At 60.5% G+C, this 16741-nt stretch carries 16 protein-coding genes; 5 read left to right on the top strand and 11 right to left on the bottom strand.

All coding sequences use genetic code 11. The annotated features are described in order from the left end of the window. Positions 1-1824 carry an ABC transporter ATP-binding protein gene (locus DHV10_RS05030; protein WP_109485169.1) on the bottom strand — a complete coding sequence of 608 codons (1824 nt, stop codon included), beginning with the start codon at positions 1822-1824 and terminating at the stop codon, positions 1-3. Between the two features lie 314 nt (positions 1825-2138). Beyond that, positions 2139-4304 (bottom strand): multicopper oxidase domain-containing protein, encoded by a 2166-nt coding sequence (locus tag DHV10_RS05025; protein WP_162601199.1) that lies wholly within the window; start codon positions 4302-4304, stop codon positions 2139-2141. 166 nt (positions 4305-4470) lie between these two features. Between DHV10_RS05025 and DHV10_RS05020 the strand changes: the two genes are divergently transcribed. Next, positions 4471-4938, top strand: a complete 468-nt coding sequence (locus tag DHV10_RS05020) for a ferritin-like domain-containing protein (RefSeq protein WP_109485167.1) — start codon at positions 4471-4473, stop codon at positions 4936-4938. A 69-nt stretch (positions 4939-5007) separates the two neighbouring features. Here DHV10_RS05020 and glgA read toward each other — a convergent pair whose 3' ends face one another. Beyond that, positions 5008-6462 carry a glycogen synthase GlgA gene (glgA, locus tag DHV10_RS05015; protein WP_109485166.1) on the bottom strand — a complete coding sequence of 485 codons (1455 nt, stop codon included), beginning with the start codon at positions 6460-6462 and terminating at the stop codon, positions 5008-5010. 135 nt (positions 6463-6597) lie between these two features. Here glgA and DHV10_RS05010 point away from each other — a divergent pair, with 135 nt between their 5' ends. Beyond that, positions 6598-7344 (top strand): GNAT family N-acetyltransferase, encoded by a 747-nt coding sequence (locus DHV10_RS05010; protein ID WP_109485165.1) that lies wholly within the window; start codon positions 6598-6600, stop codon positions 7342-7344. A 9-nt stretch (positions 7345-7353) separates the two neighbouring features. Then, positions 7354-8214: a 16S rRNA (adenine(1518)-N(6)/adenine(1519)-N(6))-dimethyltransferase RsmA gene (rsmA, locus tag DHV10_RS05005; protein WP_109485164.1), complete on the top strand. Its 861-nt coding sequence runs from the start codon at positions 7354-7356 to the stop codon at positions 8212-8214. A 26-nt stretch (positions 8215-8240) separates the two neighbouring features. Here rsmA and DHV10_RS05000 read toward each other — a convergent pair whose 3' ends face one another. The 3 genes from DHV10_RS05000 to ruvC form a co-directional block, all read right to left on the bottom strand. Beyond that, positions 8241-9899, bottom strand: a complete 1659-nt coding sequence (locus DHV10_RS05000; RefSeq protein WP_109485163.1) for a FecR family protein — start codon at positions 9897-9899, stop codon at positions 8241-8243. A gap of 120 nt (positions 9900-10019) precedes the next feature. Then, positions 10020-10673: a hypothetical protein gene (locus DHV10_RS04995; protein WP_109485162.1), complete on the bottom strand. Its 654-nt coding sequence runs from the start codon at positions 10671-10673 to the stop codon at positions 10020-10022. Then, on the bottom strand, positions 10670-11179 hold the full coding sequence (gene ruvC, locus DHV10_RS04990; protein ID WP_109485161.1) for a crossover junction endodeoxyribonuclease RuvC: 510 nt from the start codon (positions 11177-11179) through the stop codon (positions 10670-10672). Before ruvC ends, DHV10_RS04995 begins: the two co-directional genes overlap by 4 nt. A 154-nt stretch (positions 11180-11333) precedes the next feature. Here ruvC and DHV10_RS04985 point away from each other — a divergent pair, with 154 nt between their 5' ends. Further along, positions 11334-11777: a hypothetical protein gene (locus DHV10_RS04985; protein ID WP_109485160.1), complete on the top strand. Its 444-nt coding sequence runs from the start codon at positions 11334-11336 to the stop codon at positions 11775-11777. Positions 11778-11806: 29 nt separating this feature from the next. Here DHV10_RS04985 and DHV10_RS04980 read toward each other — a convergent pair whose 3' ends face one another. From DHV10_RS04980 to DHV10_RS04970, 3 genes are all read right to left on the bottom strand, one after another. Then, positions 11807-12547, bottom strand: coding sequence for a DUF2334 domain-containing protein (locus tag DHV10_RS04980; protein ID WP_109485159.1), 741 nt, complete (start codon positions 12545-12547; stop codon positions 11807-11809). Between the two features lie 111 nt (positions 12548-12658). Beyond that, a complete protein-coding gene (locus DHV10_RS04975; RefSeq protein WP_162601198.1) occupies positions 12659-13066 on the bottom strand; it encodes an STAS domain-containing protein in 408 nt (135 codons plus the stop codon). A gap of 109 nt (positions 13067-13175) precedes the next feature. After that, the gene (locus tag DHV10_RS04970; protein WP_109485157.1) at positions 13176-14573 is read right to left on the bottom strand and encodes an APC family permease; all 1398 of its coding nucleotides are present in this window, start codon (positions 14571-14573) and stop codon (positions 13176-13178) included. 204 nt (positions 14574-14777) lie between these two features. Between DHV10_RS04970 and DHV10_RS04965 the strand changes: the two genes are divergently transcribed. Then, on the top strand, positions 14778-15194 hold the full coding sequence (locus tag DHV10_RS04965) for a hypothetical protein (RefSeq protein ID WP_162601197.1): 417 nt from the start codon (positions 14778-14780) through the stop codon (positions 15192-15194). A 15-nt stretch (positions 15195-15209) separates the two neighbouring features. Here the strand turns inward: DHV10_RS04965 and DHV10_RS04960 are convergent, their stop codons facing one another. Both DHV10_RS04960 and DHV10_RS04955 read right to left on the bottom strand, forming a co-directional pair. After that, entirely contained in the window at positions 15210-15944 is a 735-nt protein-coding gene (locus tag DHV10_RS04960; RefSeq protein WP_109485155.1) for a hypothetical protein, read from the bottom strand. Positions 15945-16138: 194 nt separating this feature from the next. Continuing rightward, entirely contained in the window at positions 16139-16714 is a 576-nt protein-coding gene (locus DHV10_RS04955; RefSeq protein ID WP_162601196.1) for a BON domain-containing protein, read from the bottom strand. Positions 16715-16741 lie beyond the last annotated feature (27 nt).

Below are 16741 nucleotides of genomic sequence, written 5' to 3'. Positions count from 1 at the left end.
CTACGCGGTGGCCGGTGCGGGGGTGTCTTCGAGGTTGGCTTGAAGGTCATGCAGCTTTTTGTAGATTCCGTCGTCGAGCTGCAGCAGTTCGTCGTGCGATCCGTGTTCCGCAACCACGCCGTTTTCGACGACGAAGATTTGATTGGCGCGGCGAATGGTGGTGAGGCGGTGCGCGATGACGATGGATGTCTTGCCTTCCATAAGACGGTCGAGCGCTTCGCAAACGAGCTGCTCTGAGGCGGCGTCGAGGCCGGAGGTAGGCTCGTCGAGTATGAGGATGGGCGTGTTGCGGACAAGGGCGCGCGCAATGGCGATGCGCTGGCGCTGACCGCCGGATAGGGTGACACCGCGTTCGCCGACGGCGGTGGAGAATTTTTCCGGCAGCTTGTCGATGAACTCCATTGCATTCGCGGCCTCGGCTGCCTTGACGATTTGAGAGTGTGAGGCGTCGGGGCAGCCGTAGGCGATGTTGTCCCAGATGGTTCCGCTGAAGAGGACTGTGTCCTGCAGGACGAAGCTGATCTGGCTGCGGAGCGACTTCTGCGTGAACTGGCGTATGTCGGTGCCGTCGATCTTGATGACGCCCGAAGTCGGGTCGTAGAAGCGCGCGATGAGGTTGATGATGGTCGTTTTGCCTGCGCCGGTTGGGCCGACGAGAGCCACCATGGTTCCGGGTTCGACGTGGAGGTTGATGTCGCGCAGGACAGGCTCGTCCTCTTTGTAGGCAAAGGCGACGTGCTCGAACTCGACTTCGCCTTTGAAGTGGGGAGCTTTGCGTGCGCCGGGCTTGTCGTGTACTTCGTCGTCGCTGCGCAGGATTTCCTGAATGCGGTCGAACCCTGTAGCGGCTTTCGAGTAGGCGTCGATGGTTTTCGAGATGTCCTGCATCGGCTTGTACATCTTGCCGAGGTAGAAGACGAAGACGACGAGCGATCCAGGAGCGAGGTGGCCTGACATGGCCATCTGTGCGCCGAACCAGAGTACGGCGCAGGTGCCGATGGCGGTGACGATGTTGACGATGGGAACGAGGCGGGCCTTAAGGGAGCGAGCGGCCAGCGCGGCTTCAACGGCTTCGAGGCTTTCGCCTTCAAAGCGGCGGACTTCGAAGTCTTCACGCGAGAAGGCCTTGACGACGCGAATGGAGGAGACGACCTCGGAGACGACCGAGACCATCTTGCCTTCTTTCTTTCGGACCTCGCGGGAGGCTTTCTTCACGCGACGCGTGTAGGTGTTGACGATGAAGAAGAGAGGCGGGACGACGGCTAATGCGATGAGCGTGAACTGCCAGTTGACCCAGAACATGACGACGATCATGCCGATGAGGGTCATGGTGTCGACCAGGATGCTGAGGAGTCCGGAGACGATGAAGGACTGGATCGAATCGATATCGACCGTGACGCGGCTGATGAGATCGCCGGTGGGCTGCTGGTCGTGGTAGGCGAGCGAGAGGCGCTGCACATGCGTGTAGATGGTGCGACGGAGATCGTGGGCGACCCACTGGCCGACGTTGGTGGTCAGGTATTTTTCACCATACGTGCAGAGTGCGTCGGTGACGGCGATGACGAGCACTGCGACGCAGGCAAAGATGAGGACATTGCGCGGGGCGGAGCCAGCGGTGGCCGTGATGAAGTGGTGGAGCCAGCCGTGCTGACTTTTGCCCTGGAGCAGATCGTCGAGGACGATTTTGAGAGGCCAGGGCTCAAGCAGGCCGGCGATGCTTTCGCCGGCAATTGCGAGAAGGCCGAGCCACAGTTGCCGACTGTGGGGCCGCAGCAATTCCAGGATGTTCAACCCACCCCTGTGGTCTACTGCCTTCGAATCCATAGGAATTTAGATGCTGATCTAAGTAGCTGCGCGGGGCTTGACGACCTTCTACTTACCCCTTAAGGTGTGAATTACACGGGAAAGGAGGTTGATCCAGCTAATGACAGATTGTTGCAGTTGTACCCTACGTGAGGTGACTGAGGCCTAGGGCATCGCGCCCCTCGCCCCAATGTAAGTCCCAGCAGCTCGAAAAGGCTGCCGGGCCCTCGGGTTATCGCGGTAGCGATCGCCTTAGTCCAATCCCAACAGATCACCGCAACGGCCTGGAACATGAGTTCCAGGCCGTTGTCGCGTTTGTGGGAAGGTGTCAGCGTTTAGTGGTTGGCGATGACGCGGATGTGGGCCATCATGCCGCCGTCCTGGTGTTCGCCGATGTGGCAGTGGTAGACGAAGTCGCCGATTTCGGAGAAGGGAATCGAAACGAATTCGGAGTTGACCTTGCACGTTCCATCACGCCACTTCAGGACTGAGCCGTCGCAGCCTGCGCTGCCGCTGGGCAGAGTGACGTTGTCCATGAGCGCGCCGCCATCTCCGGCAGGAGCGCCTTTCGAGAGGACCAGGAACTTGGTTTGATGAATGTGGAAGTTGTGAGCCTCTGCCGCGACGTTGACCAGTTCCCAAAGTTCGGTCGCGGTCTGGTTTCCAGGAGCAAGCGGCAGACAGACGTTGATGTTTGTGGGGTCGAACTCTGCGACATCCTGGAAGGTTCCGGCGACTGAGTTTCCGTGAGCGTCGACCTCTTCGTATCCAAGGCCGAAGCCGTCTGGATTGCTGGAGGGGACTCCGAAGAAGATGCGTCGATGATGACCGGCGGGCAGCGCGGCACAGTTGGGCGAGGCGATGGATGCGACCGGCTTCTGCTGCGCGGCAAGGCGCGGTGCGAATTGCTGGACTTGCTTTGAACTGAGGGACTGGACTTGCTGCGCCGCTGCGGCCTCGAGTGCAACGGGAAGCGATGCACGCTTGCCGGTAGCAATTTGTTTGGCGTCCGCGATGGGAATGGGTTGAGTCATGCCGGGGTACATGGCCTTCACCGCTCCGCCGAGGGCACCTTTCGCGGAGAGCGCGAACTGAGCCGTTGGCTTCACGTTGAGAGTGGCGTCAGCGTTTGTGCCGGGGCTGGTGAAGTCGAGGTGAGCGAGTTTAGCGCTGGGCCAATCGTCGCCGTCGGGCCCGGTGCTCATGTCGGTGGTGATGAGAGTTGCGGAGGTTACGTGCCCGGGCTGAAATGAGCCAAGGAAAACGTCGGCGCGGGAGCTAGGGAACATCACCATGTGCGTGGCGCAGACCGGCTCTGAGGTGCGGTGAGCCTGTTTCGGGCCGGGGCAGGGCACCGGCTTGAAGCGGTTGCCGACATCCATGCTCGACACGTCAGTGCCGGCCGGAGGAGCGAGAGCTACGCCATCAAGCGCGATTACCTGGAAGAGGATGGGCGCGTGGTTCTTGTCGTTCTTGATGGTGAGGTCATAGGCGCGGGTTGCGGAGCCATTGAGAAGACGCCAGACTTCGCCGTTCTTCTGGTCGATGTTGAGCGTCGGGTAGACCAGGCCATTGACGGTGAAGAACCATTTGCCGCCGGTGTAGTCTTTTCCGGCGGTGGCGGAGCTTTCTGCGAGATTGGTCCCCGCGCAATAGCCTTCGCGAAGATCGTCCTTGTCCGGCAACGGGGTGCAGAACTCCGGATCTTCCTGATCTTGCGCGTCACCGTTGGCCAAGACCTGCATGTCGCGCAAATGGATGTAGCGCGTGGAGAATTTGGGCGGGAGCGTGAAGTCAGCGGTCTTCGAAGCGACATCCTGCACAGAACCGACGACGAGGATTCCTTCCAATCCTTCGGAGATCTGATTGACTCCGAGACCGTGGACATGCGGATGGAAGAAGAACATCCCGGCGGGGTGATTCTGCGGAATGTAAATGTCGTACTGAATGGGCTGGTCGGTTGCGGTGAGGTCGGGATGGATCATCGACGGCAGTTTTCCAGCGGGATAGCCGACAACGTACACGTAGTCGCCAAAGGTGGGGTCGGACGCATCGGCCTTTCGCGGCTCGACGATGAGACCGTGCGTATGGATGTTGGTGGGATTAGCCGCGAGCATCTCGTTCATCATCGCATCGGGACCGTGGGCATTTTCAGCGTCGGCCGGTGCAGGCGGAAGATGGTTGACGAGTCTCATGCGGAGGTGGTCGCCGGGCTGAAGCTGAAGCACGACTCCGCTGTACGTGGAGACGGTGCGCGAATCGGCAGGGCATTGATCGTTGGCGGCTAGAGAGGTCTGGCAGACCTCGTAGATATATGCAGTCGGAGAGAATGCGCCGAGATGAATTGTTTGCGGACGAGCGATGAGGAGGAGATCGAGTACGCCGTGAGAACTGGAAAAGCTGGGAGGGTTGAAAGAGGTTTGGGCGGAACTGGTGAAAGTGGAACAGAGAACCAAGGCAGCACTCGCAAAGGCGAGTGCGAGGGATTTGCTTCGAATCATTAGGGCCCCCAGAGGCAAACTGCAACTACATACGATGCTGGTTTGGAACGGGTTGGTTTGTAGAAGCTGCAGATTAAGAACCAACAATCTTTTGCCTGAAGGCATCTGACGAGATGTCTGTGTGCAGACCCCTGCATGGAGTGACAATTTTTTGACAAGGAGTTATATGCCAGATCAGAACAATGAGAAAGCTGTTCAGGAACTTATCGACGCGCTGAACGAGGATCTTGCGCGCGAGTACCAGGCCATCATCGCGTACACGGTTTACAGCAATGTGCTGAAGGGCGCGGAGTGGATGAGCATTGCGAGCGAACTGAAGAAGCACGCCTCCGAGGAGCTGCAGCATGCGCTCATCATCGCGGACCAGGTGGATTACCTGGGCGGAATGCCGGTTGCAACGCCGAAGCCTGTGAAGCTGTCGGAAAAGCCGGAAGACATGCTGCGGTTCGATCTCGACAACGAGACGGAGACGATCAAGAACTATCGTGAACGGGTGCGCCAGGCTGAGGCACTGGGGCACTATGCGCTGGCCGAGCAACTGCGCAAGATCATCTCGCAGGAGCAGGAGCATCAGCACGATCTGGCGACAGCTCTCGGCATCGATGTACCGAAGGTGCTTCCGCAGGGAGCTTAAACTGAAAACGCAATGAGGCCCTGACTTCGGTCGGGGCTTTTTGTTTTTGCCTGTAAGGGGAAGAAGTTGTCAGAGGCGCTTGCGAGCGGCTTGCTCGTAAGCTGCAACGTATTCCGCTGCGGGACTCTCCCAGCTGAAGTTTTTCGCCATGGCGTTCTCCATCAATTTGCGCCACTGCGGCTTGTCGTAGAAGGCAGAGAGCGCGCGGTCGATTGCGTTGAGAAGAGACTGCGCGTTGTATTCCGGAAATTTGAAACCGACGCCGGTGTCGTGTGCGGGATCCCACTCTTCAACGGTGTCGTCCAGACCGCCGGTGGCATGGACGACAGGGATTGTGCCGTACTTCATCGAGTAGATCTGGTTCAGGCCGCACGGTTCGAAGCGGCTCGGCATGAGGAAGATGTCGGCTCCGGCTTCGATTTTGTGCGCCATTGCGTAGTCGTATCGGATCTGGACAGAGAATCGAGCTGCATTGGCGAAGGCGAAGTCGCGGAAGAAGCGCTCGTAGTGGGGCTCTCCTGTTCCAAGGGCGACGACAGCGACATCGCGCTCGGCGAGGCGGCCGGCAATTTGCTCGAGGAGGTCGAAGCCTTTCTGCGAGGCGAAGCGCGAGCAGATGCCGATGACGGGAGTTTCGGCAGAAACGTCAAGCCCGAAGGCATGCAGTAGGTCTTTGCGGCAATCCCGTTTTCCGCTCAGGTCGAGTGGATTGTAGTGGGCGGCGAGGTTGCCATCGGTGGCGGGATCCCACTCGGTGTAATCGACGCCGTTGAGGATGCCCCGGAGATCAGCGATGCGCTCACGAAGAGCGCCTTCAAGGCCGTTACCGTACTCGGCGGTCTGGATTTCTTGCGCGTACTTGGGGCTGACGGTAGTGATGAGGTCGGAGTAGACGATGCCGCCCTTCAGGAAGTTGAAGGTGTTGTACTGCTCAAGCTTGTCGTAGGTGAAGATCTCCCAGGGCAGGAGAAGCTGCTCTACGGTTGCAGGCGGGAACCATCCCTGATAGGCGGCGTTGTGAATGGTGAGCACGGAGGCGGCGTTCTTGAGCAGCGGGTCGGCGCTGTAGACCGTGCGGAGGAGGGTCGGGAGCAGGGCAGCCTGCCAGTCGTGCACGTGGAAGAGGTCGGGCACGCCGAGGATTTTTGTGGCTTCGAGCACGGCGCGGGAGAACAGGCCGAAGCGCTCGGCGTTGTCGGTGTAGCTGTCGCCGTTGTTGCCGTAGAAGCCCTGTCTGTCAAAGAACTCGGGGCAGTCTACGAAGTAGTACCTGACGTTCTGTCGCGAACCGCCATCAACGATTCCCGCGAAGCGATTGCCGTGGGGGAAGGGGATGGTGATGGAGCGGACAGCGTAATTGAATTCCTTGTCGAGGAGCGGACGGACGGAAGCATAGAGAGGAAGGAAGACGGTGACCTGATGGCCCAGGTTTGCGATTTGCCGCGAGAGGGCGTCCACGACGTCAGCCAGCCCGCCGGTTTTTGCGAATGGAGCGGCTTCAGAAGCGGCAAAGACAATCTGCATGTATTTCTCCTGGCCCGGCGATCTTCAGCGACGCACGCGCGCGAGCTGATCAACCGCCAAGTGTAACAACTGGGCCCTCGACAGCTTTTGACGCATTCTTTGCGTCAGAGGATTCCGATTCAGCATCCTTTCGGTATGCACTCTCACGAGATTGCCAAAGAAGGCAGGGCCGAGAATGCCGATGGCGGTGAAGAAGCACTGCTCGATAATCCGATCTGGAATGCGTTGCGAACCGAGCATAGTGAGTATGCGCAGGTCGAGGGCGAAGCGCGGCGTTATGAGCCCGCGATAGGGCCGCTGGCCGGCGCGCCGGATCAATCGGCGGAGAGCTATGATGCGCTTCGTCCGCTTGCAGGGCCAGGCGGAGTGCTCGCGCTGTTTTTCCCTGATCAGCCTGCGCCGGGTTCGGGCTGGAGTTTGTTCCGAGGCGGAGTGTTGACGCAGATGATCTGGCGCGGTCGAGAACCGATCGAGGTTGAAGCATTGAACCGTGACGTGGTGATGCGCCGACTTGGAGCAGAGGATGTTGCGGCGATGGTGGAGCTTGCCACGTTGACGGAGCCGGGGCCTTTTCGCGATGGAACGATCGAGCTGGGCAATTTCTACGGCGTGCTTGAGGGCGAACGGCTGCTCGCAATGGCTGGGCAGCGGATGCGCGTGCCGGGATTTGTGGAAGTGAGCGCTGTTTGCACGCACCCCGATGCGCGGGGCCGCGGCTATGCAGGTGCGCTGATGAGCCGGGTGATGCGGGACATTGTTGCGGAAGGTGCGACGCCGTTCCTCCACGCGTTCGCGGATAATCCGGCGGTGTCGCTCTATCGGAAGTTGGGGTTCGTGGAGAGGCGCAGGTTCGAACTTGCGGTGATCAAGCGTGAGGACTAATCGTGGCTGATGATAGGCGGCCAAGGCGCGTCGGCTAACATCGATTCAGTGCCGCCAAAGTCAAAACTTGGGCAAAATTTTCTGCGCGATCCGAAGGCGGTACGGCGCATCGTCGCTGCGCTCGGCGACTGCAGCGGTAGTACGGTCGTCGAGATTGGGCCGGGCCGCGGAGCGATCACGCGGGAGCTGATGTCTAAGGCGAAGCGGGTGGTCGCGCTTGAGATCGACGAGGCGCTTACTGCGCAGCTTTCTGGAGAACTGACGGGCGCAGGTGGGAGGGAGATCGTCATCGAAAATGCGGACGTGCTCGCGTTCGACTTTGAAGGTGCATCGCGGGCTGCGGGTGGGAAGCTTGTCGTGGTCGGAAATCTTCCTTACTACATTACGTCGCCGATCTTGATGAGACTTGCGGATAGCGCACGCGCGCTGGATCGCGCGGTGTTGATGGTGCAGCGTGAGGTGGCCGATCGCGTGACCGCCAAGCCGAGATCCCGCGATTTTGGGCTGCTGTCGGTAATGGTGCAGATGCACGGCCCGGTAGAGCCGATTTTCACGCTGCCTCCGAGCGCGTTTTCTCCGCCGCCAGAGGTGCATTCGACGGTGTTCCGGTGGCGGTTTGCGCCGCGGTTCGAGGAGCTGGGAGTTGATCGCGATGTTTTCGTCGGGTTGCTGCGGAAGGTGTTTGCGCTGAAGCGGAAGACGCTGGCGAATAATCTTCGTGCGGCGGGCATGGAGCCGGAGACGATTGCGCGAGCATTGGAAGAGACCGGAGTCGATGCGAAGGCCCGCGCGGAGGAACTGCCGCCCGAAAAGCTGGCGAGCCTGTGTCGATGGCTGCAAGAGAAAGGGTCACTCCGAGCGGCGGAATGACCCTTCCGAATCAGACTGAATGATGTCTATTTGTGCGAAGGTGCAGCCGGATGGCCTCCGCCACCCCCACCACTACTGACGTGCGCTGCCGGTGCACCACCACCTCCGACTGAACGCGGCGCTGGAGCCGGAGAGGAGGGGCGCGATCCACCGGAGTAGGGACTGGCAGCCGGTGGGTGATAGGTACCGCCGGCGCCCGCGTAGGGGCTGGTAACGGGACCGCGGTACGCTCCGCCGGAATACGGAGTAGCGACCGGTGCGCGATAGGTGCCGCCAGCGGACGGCCGGTTGCCGGCTGCCGGCATTGTCCAACCATTGGAGCGCTGTTGCGTTCCGGGTGAATTCGCCCAGGGGTTGTAGCCGGTTTTGCCTCCTACACTCGAGCCGGCATAGCCCAGCGCTGAACGGCCCGAGGCTGTCTCGCCAGTGTGGTTGTAAACCGGCCTTGGCGCCAACGGTCTGACGGGCTCCACCAGGGAGCCTGCAATTGTGGCCGCTCGGCCGATCGGGTGAGCAGGAGTGGCAACCGGCGCGCCTGGGATGCGATTGACCGCGATCACAGGGTTCTGCTGATAGAAGCCACCGCCTCGGCGGATCGGCTCAACGGGACCGACAGGGCCATGCTTCGGGCGATGCGGCGGGCTATAGCGAGGCGGACGATTTCCGATGTTCCAACCCCATCCGCCGCTGTACCACCACGGGTAGCCGTAGCCTGGAGTCCATCCCCAGCCGAAGCCGTCGTAGAAGTTCCAGTAGCCGGCCATGTAGGGCATGTAGCCCCACGATTCGCACGAGACCCAGATGTAGCCGAATTGGGGCGTGTAAACCCAGTTGCCGCAGCCATACGGGTCCCAGTTGGCGTTGGCGGCTTCGTATGGCGACCACACATAGCCCTGGCCCGGTACGTCGTACCAGTTGCCGTTCGCATCGAGGTCGCTCCAGGCAGGATTGCTGCTGCCCGGTTGATTACTCGTCGCAGCTGTTCTGGCTGACTCCTGCGCGCTCAGATCCTGATCCCGATCTGCGTTCCATGAATCCCATGAGTCGGGTTCAATGTTTTCCGCGAGGTTGTACTGATTGGGATCTGTGCCGCTCAAGGCGACGGTCTGGCCGCCGTGGAGGTCAAGGGAGAGATTGCCGCGGTCGAGGTGAGCATTGCCGGTGAAGACGGCAACCTCACCTGGAGGATTGTCGAGATTCACGCGGATGACGGTGAAGCCGCTGGCCTTTACGGTGCTGTCGCCGAAGCGCGCGACCATCTGATTGGCTGCGTTTCCAGACAATTCGAAGTAGCCCAATCCGCTGGTGAGCAGCACCTCAGCTTTGCCCCCACCGTTTTCCTGACGCAGGAGGGAGATCTGAAGGGAGCTGTTGGGGCTGAGGCGAGCGACGCTTCCGTCGTCAAATTGGAGTTCCGCCTGGCCGTCTTCTCGCGTGGACACAACTGTGCCTTCGAATACCGGTGTGTTGACCGGCGCAGGATCGGCGATGATCTGGCTGCCTTGTGTCAGCTGGACGCTGCCCTGGACGTAGCTGAGCCGAGCAGCGCGCATGTCGGGATGCGGTTGTTGAGGCGGGTCCGGCTGGTCGTCCTGTCCAAAGCCTGGAATAGCAAAAAGCAGGAGCAATGCGCATCCAAGCGCCGCACCCTGCGGGTTGAATCGAACCTTTCCAAAGCGTTTCATGGAGCCCCCACCCTTTCCCCTGCGTCCCCAATGGAATGATCTTCATTCCGGAGAGCCCACACTTGATCAGACATGCGAAACCGGGGAAAAGTCGCGCTCAAATTCGTGGCACCAGCGAGTTTAGCTGCCGGAACGAGCCAGGAGCATGCGGGCCTGCTTCCTGACGCGGTCGAGCACGCGCGGGTCGTCTTCCAGGCGCTCGAGGATATTGCGGATGGTGGAGATTTCCTGCATCCGTCCGTCGCCTGTGGCCTCGACGACATACTGGATGGCTTTGTCGAGCCCAAGCGGGTCGTGCTGGTAAAGGATTTCGAGGCGGGCGCCTTCGATGAGGGTCTGTCCGACGGCGATCAGAGACTCTCCGAGCTCCTGTATCTGTTTGTTGGTGGAGTAGTTGAACTCGCAACCACCCTCTCCGTCGGGACCGCTGTAATGAATCTTCTTAGTGCCCTGATAGGCGACCTTGAGGTGGCTTTCGCACTTGTTCTTCAAAATCTTGTCCATGTGGACCGTCTGGAAGATGCGTGCTGTGAATTCGGAGCTGAGGCGAACGTCACGATCAATCTTGCCCGGGAACATGGTTTCCGGGTAGTCGGTCGGCCGGGTGCCTCCCTCGGCGTGGAAGTGGCCAGTGCCATCGGGGCGGAGGAGGAGGGTCCAGTTGGATGGATAGAGCGCGACATTCGAGAACTCTACCTGCACCTTTGCATCTTGCTGCGCAGGCGCGGCGATGCCGAGAGAGACTGCCAGGAGCGCCAGCCAGAAAGCCTTCATGCGCGGGCCCCCTGCAATGCAAGTGTCTGAGCTGTGTGGAGATGGCAAATCGCGATGGCCAGTGCGTCCGCCGCATCGGCCGGCTCAGGCAATTCCGGCAGATTGAGGAGCCTAGCCACCATAAACTGCACCTGCTCCTTTTTGGCCAGCCCGTAGCCCACGACACTCGACTTTATACTGAGCGGCGCGTACTCTGCCACGGGTAGTTGCAGCTCGGCGGCGGCGAGAAGGGCGACGCCGCGGACCTGACCGAGTTTCAGGGCCGATTTTGCATTGACGGAGTAGAAGACCTCTTCGATTGCGACTACTTCGGGCTGCCAGCGCTCGAGTTCGGCCAGAAGTGTACGGTGCAGTTCGGCGAGGCGCAGCGGAAGAGACTTGGTCTTCGAGAGGCGAATTCCGCCGCAGGTGAGACATGCGACCTGGCCAAGCGTGGAGGAGTCGACAGACTCAACCACCCCGAAGCCGGTTATCTCGGTTCCGCAGTCAATTCCGAATACACGCATTCAGGTGCCAGTTTAAACCGAAAGCTGCTTCGACGAGGAGGAGCAGCTCTGCGGATCCGGGGCGTGGATCAGGGCGGTTATCAGCCGGGTGATGCGGGCTCGTTTGCCGGGAAGGTTCTTCGGGTGTCATGCTCGAACTATGAGAAGAGGCTTGATGATCGCGGCGGCTCTGGTGTGCCTGCTCGGATGTGGAACGCTTTTCGCGCAGGACAAGGGGTATTGGCGGGCCGCAAGCGCCAATGCCAACCAGACGACTGGAGACATCGTGATCTCCGACTCAAAGCTCACGATTGACTTCCTCGGCTATTCGCTGGCGCCGATCCGCAAACTGACCCAGATCGAAGTGGGCGCGGCCTTCGATGTGGATGTGAACGCGGCCGGGGGAGGCGACATGTACCGGCTCGCCATTCCCGGAGACAAGCGTTTCCTGCATAAGAACACGCTGTGCGGGTCGGAAGAGACGCAGTGGATGGTGACCTACGTGGACGGGAGCACGCTGCATGTGGCGTTCTTTTCGGGAGCGAGCATGCCGGTGCTGACCGCAGAAGCGTTGTCGAACTCCAGCGATGTGTGCGGCATTTTCTCGTATGGACGCTGACGTAACACCCGGCCTCAGGGTGGTTAAGTTCAGGCCGATTTGAACCTGAGCCGAGAGACAGCGATCGTTTCGCGCACTCTCTCGCGCCAGTTGAGGCGGGTGTGCTCGATGATTGAGGTGACCTCGTCGAAGCTGGTGAAGCGGTCTGCGAATCGGTGCAGGAAGAAGCGAAGGCTGTCCTGCACCTGGGAGGCGGCGGTGTTGGTGTGGAGGCAGATGGTCCACAGACCACGCGGCTTCTCGACGGGTTCCCATAGCTGCTGAGGAATCCAGACGACGCCGTTGCGCATGAAGGGCCGGGTTGCGAATCCGTCCGATAGGAAGGGCATGCCGGCATCGACCAGGACACGCAGGGTAGCGGAATCGAAGCCGTGACGCGGTGCGATGAAAAGCCGCGGAGATAATCCGTTCTGCCGCAGGATATCGAGTCCCGAGTGAATCCATTCGGCTTGAATGACTTGAGGAACGCCGGCGAATTCGGTGCGAGAGTGCAGGGGGAGCAGGGGCGTTCCACTGCTCTGACACACATGCCGGTATCCATGGAGAGCGATGGTGGCTCCGGCGGATTCGAGAGCGCGCATGCGCGCCCAGAAGCGCGGATCGGGATTGTCGACGTTTAGCTCGGGATCCTGATTATCGGGAACAACGGCGAGGATCGGGCGGATTCCGTGGTACTCGACGATGTTCATGAAGCTATCGAAGCGGCCCGCTGCCATGGTCGGGCAGACGTCATCGAAGCGAAGCAGGTACCTGTCTTTTGCGCGATCCATCAGGACAGGTGAGACTAGCAGCCGGTTGGTTGTGGGGCTGTCTCGGACGTCACACGTCTTGCGGCAGGTGGTTCAGAGGGTATTTGGCTGTAAGTTGAGGTTCGCGTGCTGTCAGGATCTGGGCTGAAGAGCTTCGTCGATTGTCGGGGCCATGGGGAGGATGGTGTCGACCTTGGTGAACTTGAAGAGCTGCTTCACGTTTGGGCTTGCGCCGACGATGATGACGCGGATGCCTTTGCCACGACAGGCGATGAAATGGCTCACGAGAACGCCGAGCCCTGAGGAGTCCATCTGGGGAACGCTTGTCAGGTCGAAGATGTGGCAGGTAGGTGTTTCCGCTCCCGGTGCGGGCTTGAATTCGAAGATATTGCCGAGCTGAATCTGCTTCATCGACCCGTACATGTCGCGAGCGTTGAAGACCCCGGTGATTTGATAAATGATCGTCTGAGGTGCCTGGCCCTCAATGCGTTCAATGGTGAACGTCTGGTTCTTCCACAACTCGGTGCGCGCGATCGCCATCAAGTGGATTGTAGCTGTCCGGCTTCGACAGCCGAAAGAGGAATGTTTGAGAGGTATCAGCGGGTACATGCGCGGTGCATCGGATGCGGCCGTGGGATGAAGGCGGGACTCAGACGTGCGATGACAATTTGCCGTATTGTCTGCGAATCAGGTAGAGGATCGGCAATCCGAGCAAGATGAGAACGGTGCCGATGAGCGAGCCTTCAAGATTGCCGGCATAGCTCCAGATGAGGACGGCGGCGGCGCAGAAAACGAAGATGGCGGGAAGCAGCGGATATCCCCACACGCGGTAGGGGCGCGGGAGGTCGGGCCGGCGGCGGCGATAAACGAAGACAGTGGTGGCGGTGAGCATGTAGAAGAGCCACTCGGCAAAGACGGCGAGTTCGAAGTGCTGCTGGAATTGCGAGAGGAAGAGCAAAAGCACGGTGGAAAGCAGCGCCTGGACCAGGAGCGAGGTGGAGGGCGACTGGAAGCGCGAGTGGATGTGCGCAAACTGAGGGAAGAAGAGGCGATCGCGAGCGGCGGCAAACGGGATGCGCGCGCCGGACATGATGGTTCCGTTAAGGGTGACGAAGATGCTGAGGGCCATAGCGGCGGCAACGAAGGCGGCTCCGCGCGGGCCGGCGACGACCGAGAGCGCGGCGACGGCGGGGCGCTCGGTGGCTGCGATCTGCGCTGCGGGCAGTATGTATTGGATCGCGGCGTTGGTGGCCATGAAGAGAGCGCCGACGATGAAGAGCCCGCCGATGAGAGCGATGGGAAGGGAACGCTCGGGACGGCGGACTTCTCCGGCGACCATGGTGAGGTCGTTCCAACCGTCATAGGCCCAGAGAGTGGCGATGAGGGCGAGCATGAATCCGCCGAAGCCGCCGCGGGCGCCTGGGAGCGAGGTGGAGAAGTTGGAGAGGGATCCGGAGGCAGAGGCGAAGCAAAGCGCAGCGACGATGAGGATGAGGACTGCTTTGAGGGTTGTGAAGACGAGCTGGAAGTCTCCAGCTTTTTTCATGCCGAGGTAGTTGAGTCCGGTGATGAGCCAGGTGACACAGATGGCGAAAATCTGCGACCAGAGGATTGGGGTGCTGCCGATGTGGTCGGTGAGGAAGTGGAATGCGGAGAAGACGCCGAGGGTGCGGGCGAGTCCGCTGGTGACGGCAGCGATGGATGCGGGTTTGGCGACGGCGAACCAGGTCCACATGTAGAGGAAGGCGGGGGTGTCGCCGTAGGCTCCGCGTAGGTAGACGTATTCGCCGCCGGCATAAGGGAGCATGGCGCCGAGTTCGGCGTAGGTCATGGCTCCAAAGAGCGAGAGAAGGCCACCGGTGATCCAGGCGAGGTAGACGAGCGCGGAGGAGCCGGTGTCGCGCATCATCTCGGTGGGGACGAGAAAGATGCCGCTGCCAATGATGGTGCCGACGACGATGGCGGTGGCTTGTGACGCGCCGAGGACGCGCGGGAGATCGGCAGGAGTTGAACGGGCCGCGGATGAGGCAGGCGAGATTTGGGACATGCGGTGATGTGAGGTTAGCACGGCACCTGAGGTGTGGCTGAAGGCAAGCGGCAGGGGCAGGGGATGCCGTAGCAATGGCTGTGTGGGCGTGATGGAGATCACGGGCAGCGATGTGGATTCGGGCGTAAGGTTTCGGGCTGCGGAAGATTCGCTTCAGGAGACTGGGGCGGGTCGTCCGCACAACCGAAAAGGAGCGGTCGCGCGATGAACGCTCATTGCATGAAGTGTGGATTGGCGCTGGCGGCGATGTGGAGCTTCTGCCCTCAATGCGGTGCTGCGATCGAGCACGAACATCATGTGCAGCGGGAGCACGGGCCGGCGCCGACGCGAGGCGCGTTTGGCGGGATGTACATCGGGCTGATTGCAGCGCCGGTGCTGATTATCTCGGGCGTAATGCTCTGTTTGACGGGATGGGGCATTTTCTTCGGTGTTCCGTTTATTCTTCTCGGAATTCTTGCTCCCCTGTATGGGCCGCTTGTGGGGATCCGGGAGCACCGGGGCAAGTGTCCATCGTGCGGCACGCGGATGATCAGCATCGCAGACTCGAAAGAGCACGAGTGCCCTGTGTGCACGAAGAAGTTTGCGATTGAAGATCAGTCTGCGACTCCGCTGCGGCCCTAGGCCGCGCCAAGGTTGTCAGAGCCTGCCCCACCAGCGCGGAGCGGGATAGAGGTTTGCTTCGTCGGGAAGGTTCAGGTTCCAGGCGCCGGCACTGCTGTGGTGGCGGGCAAACTGAAGGTTCTGGATTCCACAACCGAGGTGGATGGAGCCGCGGGCGATATTGATGCCGGGCGCAATGCTGCGGATGAAGCGGCTCCGTTTTGCTAGGTAGTGCGCGACGAGCATCTGCCCGAAGTCGTCGGCCACGTTCCACGCGATTGCTCCTGCGGCGTTTCGGGCTCCGGCAAGCCGAAAAGCTGAGACCCATCCGGTTTCAGTGTAGGCGCCGGTGCGCGTGACGTCGTAAGCGTAGTTGGCGAGCTGGCCGGAAGGGCCTGGACCGCACAGGCTGTATTGAATGGTGTGCGGATCATATCGCTTGCCGTCGTCGGAGATGTAGGTGACTGCATTTCCGAACGCTGCACTGTAGCCGCAGATCCATTTCGGGTGGGTGAGGTTGTTGTAGGTGGTCCAGGAGTCGAAGGCTTCGGATGCAAACAGAAACGCGACTGAGGCTTTGTTGAGAGGGAGCTTGCCGTGAGGGCCGGTTTTGGGAGCGGCCGGCGGGTGGGGAAGGATCAGGGCTGCCGGTTCGGGCTCCGGTGCGGCGGGAAGGTCGGCCATGGCTAACTGCTGCTGCGCGAAAGAGGGCAGGGTGGGAGCGAGGATGAGAACGATCGCGGAGAACGCAAGAGCGAAGGGTTTGGTCATAGCCGATAGCCATAGGATGAGCGCGAAGAGCTGGGCTCCGAATGGCTAAGTAAGCTATCGGCTGGTTTGAGGATTTTCTGCAGTTGACGGATGGTGTTTGGTGTATCGCCCACTCATCCGCGATGAAGCTGCGGACGAATGGGGCACAGCTTCGTTCCACAGCTCATCGGGCTCGGATGCCCGGAAGTTGCGCGTCAGGAGTTGGCGGGGGAAGGTTTGCCGGGACGAATCTGGAGTTCGTTGACCACGTGCTGTACGTCCGGGACCTTTTTGGCGAGGTCTTCGGCTTGCTGCCTCTCTTTGTAGGTTCGCACCGTGCCTTTGAGAGTGAGAGTTCCCTGGAAGGACGTATATTCGATCTTTTCGGATTTCAAAGAAGGCTCGTCTGCGAGGCGCGATTTGAATTTGCCTTCGATAGCGCTGTCGAGTTGCGCCTTCTGCTTTGCTGCCTGGATGTCGTCCTGCAATCCGGCGCTTTGGACCTGAATTTTGTCGGCGATCTGATAACCGGGGGCGGCCTCGCGGGCTACACTCTCGGCGCGCTGGCGGCTATCCATGCTGCCGACCACTCCGCTGAGCGTGATGGTGCCCGCGCCGCGGTCCTGTGAAACCGTGACGCTTCGAAGATCGTTCTTGTCGAGCGCATTGTAAACAGCCATGCGGTCGTCGGGATGTTCGTTGCTGCGACAGCCGCTGAGGGCTGCGGCGCAAGTGAGGAGAAATGCAGTGGTGGAGAGAAGGCAGGCAGAACGCGAGCGGGGAAGCAACATGAAAATCACCTCCGCAAACATCGGAGT

This window comes from Occallatibacter savannae (assembly GCF_003131205.1).
Classification (GTDB): Bacteria; Acidobacteriota; Terriglobia; order Terriglobales; family Acidobacteriaceae; genus Telmatobacter; species Telmatobacter savannae.
This window is presented reverse-complemented; position numbering and strand designations above follow the sequence as displayed.

What these genes read in the sequence shown, in the direction of transcription:
- DHV10_RS05025 (WP_162601199.1), bottom strand. Translation starts at nt 4,304, where the DNA reads ATGATTCGAAGCAAATCCCTCGCACTCGCCTTTGCGAGTGCTGCCTTG.
- glgA (WP_109485166.1), bottom strand. Translation starts at nt 6,462, where the DNA reads ATGCAGATTGTCTTTGCCGCTTCTGAAGCCGCTCCATTCGCAAAAACC.
- DHV10_RS04995 (WP_109485162.1), bottom strand. Translation starts at nt 10,673, where the DNA reads ATGAAGGCTTTCTGGCTGGCGCTCCTGGCAGTCTCTCTCGGCATCGCC.
- DHV10_RS05020 (WP_109485167.1), top strand. Translation starts at nt 4,471, where the DNA reads ATGCCAGATCAGAACAATGAGAAAGCTGTTCAGGAACTTATCGACGCG.
- DHV10_RS04955 (WP_162601196.1), bottom strand. Translation starts at nt 16,714, where the DNA reads ATGTTGCTTCCCCGCTCGCGTTCTGCCTGCCTTCTCTCCACCACTGCA.
- DHV10_RS05030 (WP_109485169.1), bottom strand. Translation starts at nt 1,824, where the DNA reads ATGGATTCGAAGGCAGTAGACCACAGGGGTGGGTTGAACATCCTGGAA.
- ruvC (WP_109485161.1), bottom strand. Translation starts at nt 11,179, where the DNA reads ATGCGTGTATTCGGAATTGACTGCGGAACCGAGATAACCGGCTTCGGG.
- DHV10_RS05010 (WP_109485165.1), top strand. Translation starts at nt 6,598, where the DNA reads ATGCACTCTCACGAGATTGCCAAAGAAGGCAGGGCCGAGAATGCCGAT.
- DHV10_RS04965 (WP_162601197.1), top strand. Translation starts at nt 14,778, where the DNA reads ATGAACGCTCATTGCATGAAGTGTGGATTGGCGCTGGCGGCGATGTGG.
- DHV10_RS05000 (WP_109485163.1), bottom strand. Translation starts at nt 9,899, where the DNA reads ATGAAACGCTTTGGAAAGGTTCGATTCAACCCGCAGGGTGCGGCGCTT.
- rsmA (WP_109485164.1), top strand. Translation starts at nt 7,354, where the DNA reads ATGATAGGCGGCCAAGGCGCGTCGGCTAACATCGATTCAGTGCCGCCA.
- DHV10_RS04985 (WP_109485160.1), top strand. Translation starts at nt 11,334, where the DNA reads ATGATCGCGGCGGCTCTGGTGTGCCTGCTCGGATGTGGAACGCTTTTC.
- DHV10_RS04960 (WP_109485155.1), bottom strand. Translation starts at nt 15,944, where the DNA reads ATGACCAAACCCTTCGCTCTTGCGTTCTCCGCGATCGTTCTCATCCTC.
- DHV10_RS04975 (WP_162601198.1), bottom strand. Translation starts at nt 13,066, where the DNA reads ATGGCGATCGCGCGCACCGAGTTGTGGAAGAACCAGACGTTCACCATT.
- DHV10_RS04970 (WP_109485157.1), bottom strand. Translation starts at nt 14,573, where the DNA reads ATGTCCCAAATCTCGCCTGCCTCATCCGCGGCCCGTTCAACTCCTGCC.
- DHV10_RS04980 (WP_109485159.1), bottom strand. Translation starts at nt 12,547, where the DNA reads ATGGATCGCGCAAAAGACAGGTACCTGCTTCGCTTCGATGACGTCTGC.